Here is a 4,116-nt window from a genome sequence, read left to right as displayed (position 1 = left end):
TGCCGATGGTAGTTGGGTCTCCCCCTGTGAGAGTAGGACGTCGCCAGGCAATCAAAGAGTACCCGAAGGGGTGCTCTTTTTTGTATACATACTAAGATTCTAAATACCTGGATTGTTAAAGTTGCTAGACATTAGACAAACCTTCATTGAAAGTTACTGATTTAAATGTCTATATCAAAAATTGACCTAAAGGATAAGAAAACGATTCTTAGCTGTAAAAAGGATTTGATGCATAAATCCTAATTTGGATGCAAAAGCATCCGGTTTTGGTGCATAACTTTCAATTTAGATGCAAAACCAGCCGAATTTGATGCATACCGCCCCAACTCCGTGCATAACTCCAATTTTTCAGCCATGCTCATGAGGATTCGACGAGCGGAGCAGACTTAATGTGAATTAAAACTCCATTATTATTGCAGTCCCCTCTTGTTATAAAACGATCCTCTAATAGCTAACGCAAAAACCCCTCAATCTCTGAAGGGTTATTCATGGGTTTTTTCTAACGCCAGCCTGATCCCGAAAACTATTAATACTAAGCCTGTCATGCCTTCAATAACTTTAGTTGTTCCTGGTTTTTTCATAAAGGTACTGATTTGGTTAATCAAGAAGAGATAAAGCATGAACCATGCTGACGTCAATAGGGCATATGTGGCTCCCATTAAAATGAAGGGCATCAACGGGTCGCTTCCTTTATTCACGAACTGGGGGAGAAAGGTAAGAAAGAAAACAGCTACCTTCGGGTTCAAAATATTTGTCAGGAAACCCTGTTTGAAATAGGATTTGTTTTTAAATTTGGTGTGTGAGAGAGCATTTTCAAATGTATTATGCTTAATGGCCCATAATGACTTGATTCCTAAATAGATCAAGTAGAGAGCACCTGCATATTTGAATACGGAAAACAGGAATGCGGATTTTACTATGACCGCAGATAGTCCTGCTACCGCTGCGAGTGTATGAATAATCAGCGCACATATGGTGCCGTACAAGGTTTTCATTCCATTTGGACTGCCGCCGGAAAGTGTGTTTCTAGTAATGATTGCTGTATCGGGTCCGGGGAGAAGGATCAGCATGATTGACATAATGATGAACAAGAAGTAATTCTCCAATATTTGGCCTCCATTCAAATAAATTCCTATAAGAATAACACACCTTGAATGCGAATAATGTCTAATAATGAAGAGATTCCAACTGAATTCTTTTAACCTGCTACCAGGGACTGGAATAAAATAAATGATTTCTGAATATTTTTATAATATAATAGAGTTACACCTAATAGAAAACGCTTACATAACTTCGGAGAACCACATACAGAATAAATATCTGGAGGGGATTTCATGATTTATGCACAGCCGAATAAAGAAGGATCTAAGGTGGAGTTTAAGAAGAAGTATGACAACTATATTGGCGGAGAATGGGTAGCTCCTGTTAAAGGGGAATACTTTGAAAATATCTCTCCTGTTAACGGAAAGGCATTTTGTGAGATTGCCAGATCCACGTCTGAAGATGTTGAACTTGCACTGGACGCTGCTCATGAAGCCAAAGATGCGTGGGGAAAAACTTCTGCCGCCGAAAGGGCTGTTATCCTTAATAAAATCGCTGATAGACTGGAAGAGAATCTGGAAATGCTCGCAGTTGCCGAGACTTGGGATAATGGAAAGCCTGTCAGAGAGACACTGAATGCCGATCTGCCGCTTGCCATTGATCACTTTCGCTACTTTGCGGGATGTATCCGTGCGCAGGAAGGGAGTATTGGTGAAGTAGATACCGATACGGTTGCTTACCATTTCCATGAACCTCTGGGAGTCGTAGGCCAAATCATTCCATGGAACTTCCCGCTGTTAATGGCGACTTGGAAGCTGGCGCCTGCACTTGCAGCTGGAAACTGTGTTGTATTGAAACCGGCAGAGCAAACACCGGCCAGCATCATGGTGATGATGGAACTGATCGCCGACCTGCTGCCTAAAGGGGTAGTGAATATCGTCAATGGTTTTGGAGTGGAAGCAGGAAAGCCGCTTGCCACCAGCCAAAGGGTTGCAAAAGTGGCGTTCACTGGTGAAACCACTACCGGCCGCCTGATCATGCAATATGCTTCACAGAATCTAATTCCGGTCACTTTGGAACTTGGAGGAAAATCACCAAATATCTTCTTTGAAGATATTATGGCACAAGATGACGATTTCCTTGATAAAGCAATTGAAGGCTTTGTTCTATTTGCATTGAACCAGGGAGAAGTTTGTACATGTCCTTCCCGTGCTCTAATCCACGAGTCAATCTATGATAAGTTCATGGAGCGTGCGCTTGAAAGAGTCAAAGCAATCAAGCAAGGAAATCCATTGGATACTGAAACAATGGTGGGTGCCCAAGCCTCAACAGAACAATTAGAAAAAATCTTATCCTATATTGATATTGGTAAACAGGAAGGCGCCGAAGTCCTGACTGGCGGGAACCGTAACCATCTTGAAGGTGAGTTTGAAGGCGGCTATTATGTGGAACCGACGGTCTTCAAAGGGAATAACAAGATGCGCATCTTCCAGGAAGAGATCTTCGGTCCGGTCGTATCCGTGACAACTTTCAAAACGGCAGAAGAGGCACTTGAAATAGCGAATGACACACTTTATGGATTGGGTGCCGGTGTCTGGTCAAGGGATATAAACACCGCCTACCGTTTTGGCAGAAGCATTGAAGCCGGCCGTGTATGGACCAACTGCTACCATGCCTATCCTGCACATGCTGCCTTCGGAGGTTACAAGATGTCAGGGATTGGCAGGGAAAATCACAAGATGATGCTGAGCCATTACCAGCAGACAAAGAATCTCCTTGTCAGCTACAGCCCTCAGAAGTTAGGTTTCTTTTAATCCTCGACTAAAAAAGGAGGATAAATATGTTGGATGTTAAAAAAGTGGTTGCTACGGAAGATGCGTCCGAACTTATCTCAAGGCTGAAAGATAAACACGGCCCCCTCCTGTTCCATCAATCAGGAGGATGCTGTGATGGAAGCTCGCCCATGTGCTATCAGGAAGGAGACATGCTCATAGGCGAGAGTGACGTTCTGCTAGGATATATCGATGAATGCCCTTTCTATATCTCCAAAGCACAATATGGTTACTGGAAACACACACAGTTAATCATAGATGTAGTCAAGGGAAGAGGGGGGATGTTTTCGCTTGAAGGCCCTGAAGGAGTCCGGTTCTTGACGAGATCAAGAGTATTTACAGAAGAAGAAAAATCAAAGATATAAGAGGGGAACGACCCGTCAAAAGGCGGGTCGTTTCTCATTGTGTCCTATGAAGCCCCGGGTTCTATAGAGTTGGCTATCTGAACCAATGTACCGGGAAGCATCATTTCGGAGACTCTTTTATTAATGCTCAGCATGTACTGCAAGTTTCCTCTTTCAAAGACCAGGACATTGAAGCCTGAGTGATCCAGGTAAACTGCCTTAGTTCCACGCTCTAGTTGGAGGTTTTTCTTGATTTCCTCCTTCTTGTATTCCACCTTGTGCCGGAGAGGGCGAATGGTGATTTTGTAATGATTATCCGGAACTTTATCGTTGATATATTTAACTTCAAACGAATCTTGTTCTTCTCCATTTAAATCATTGATCCTTCCCATTGCATGGGTGAAAGGTATGGGAGGAACTCTAAGTGGAAGAGCGAGTTCCATTTTAAAATGGGTTTTGAAGTCTTCAGCAGCCTCATCAACAGGTTTATATCCAAGCTCCCTATAAATGTTTTTACTGGTATTTTCAGAAGTTCCGTTTGAAAGAGCAGGGACGGCGGATATCACAAAAAGTATCAGAGGGATCAATACGGTAAAAAAAATGCGTTTCATCAACAGACCACTCCATATTAAAAGTTGGGACTATCTTTCCCGGCAGGTCCATAACTATGCTGATAAGACCGGAAAATTAATTTATGTAAAAAATACCATTGTATTCTTCTATTTAAAATGGTAGTATACTATTACTGTCTCCCACAGAGGCAGGCCAATATATCACTTCTTAAAAAAAGAGTGAAGTCTTGTTGACAGAGTGAATAATTGGTGATAAGATATAAAAGTTGCTCCAATCGAGTAACGAAAAATGAGTAACAAAAAATACTTTTTCGCAGAAGTTGACAT

At 42.2% G+C, this 4,116-nt stretch carries 4 protein-coding genes; 2 read left to right on the top strand and 2 right to left on the bottom strand.

The genetic code is table 11. The annotated features are described in order from the left end of the window. Positions 1 to 482 precede the first annotated feature (482 nt). Positions 483 to 1,106: a LysE family translocator gene (locus tag D3H55_RS23445; RefSeq protein WP_119549744.1), complete on the bottom strand. Its 624-nt coding sequence runs from the start codon at positions 1,104 to 1,106 to the stop codon at positions 483 to 485. A 228-nt stretch (positions 1,107 to 1,334) separates the two neighbouring features. On the opposite strand from D3H55_RS23445, the gene adh reads away from it, so the two are divergent. Then, on the top strand, positions 1,335 to 2,855 hold the full coding sequence (gene adh, locus D3H55_RS23440) for an aldehyde dehydrogenase (RefSeq protein ID WP_119549743.1): 1,521 nt from the start codon (positions 1,335 to 1,337) through the stop codon (positions 2,853 to 2,855). Positions 2,856 to 2,881: 26 nt separating this feature from the next. Beyond that, on the top strand, positions 2,882 to 3,238 hold the full coding sequence (locus D3H55_RS23435) for a DUF779 domain-containing protein (protein ID WP_119549742.1): 357 nt from the start codon (positions 2,882 to 2,884) through the stop codon (positions 3,236 to 3,238). 44 nt (positions 3,239 to 3,282) lie between these two features. Here the strand turns inward: D3H55_RS23435 and D3H55_RS23430 are convergent, their stop codons facing one another. Continuing rightward, positions 3,283 to 3,828 carry a hypothetical protein gene (locus D3H55_RS23430; RefSeq protein WP_119549741.1) on the bottom strand — a complete coding sequence of 182 codons (546 nt, stop codon included), beginning with the start codon at positions 3,826 to 3,828 and terminating at the stop codon, positions 3,283 to 3,285. Between the last annotated feature and the right edge of the window lie 288 nt (positions 3,829 to 4,116).

The organism is Bacillus salacetis (assembly GCF_003581585.1).
GTDB lineage: Bacteria > Bacillota > Bacilli > Bacillales > Bacillaceae_B > Rossellomorea > Rossellomorea salacetis.
Note: the sequence above shows the minus strand (reverse complement) of the source record. Positions and strands in the feature narration are given on the sequence as shown.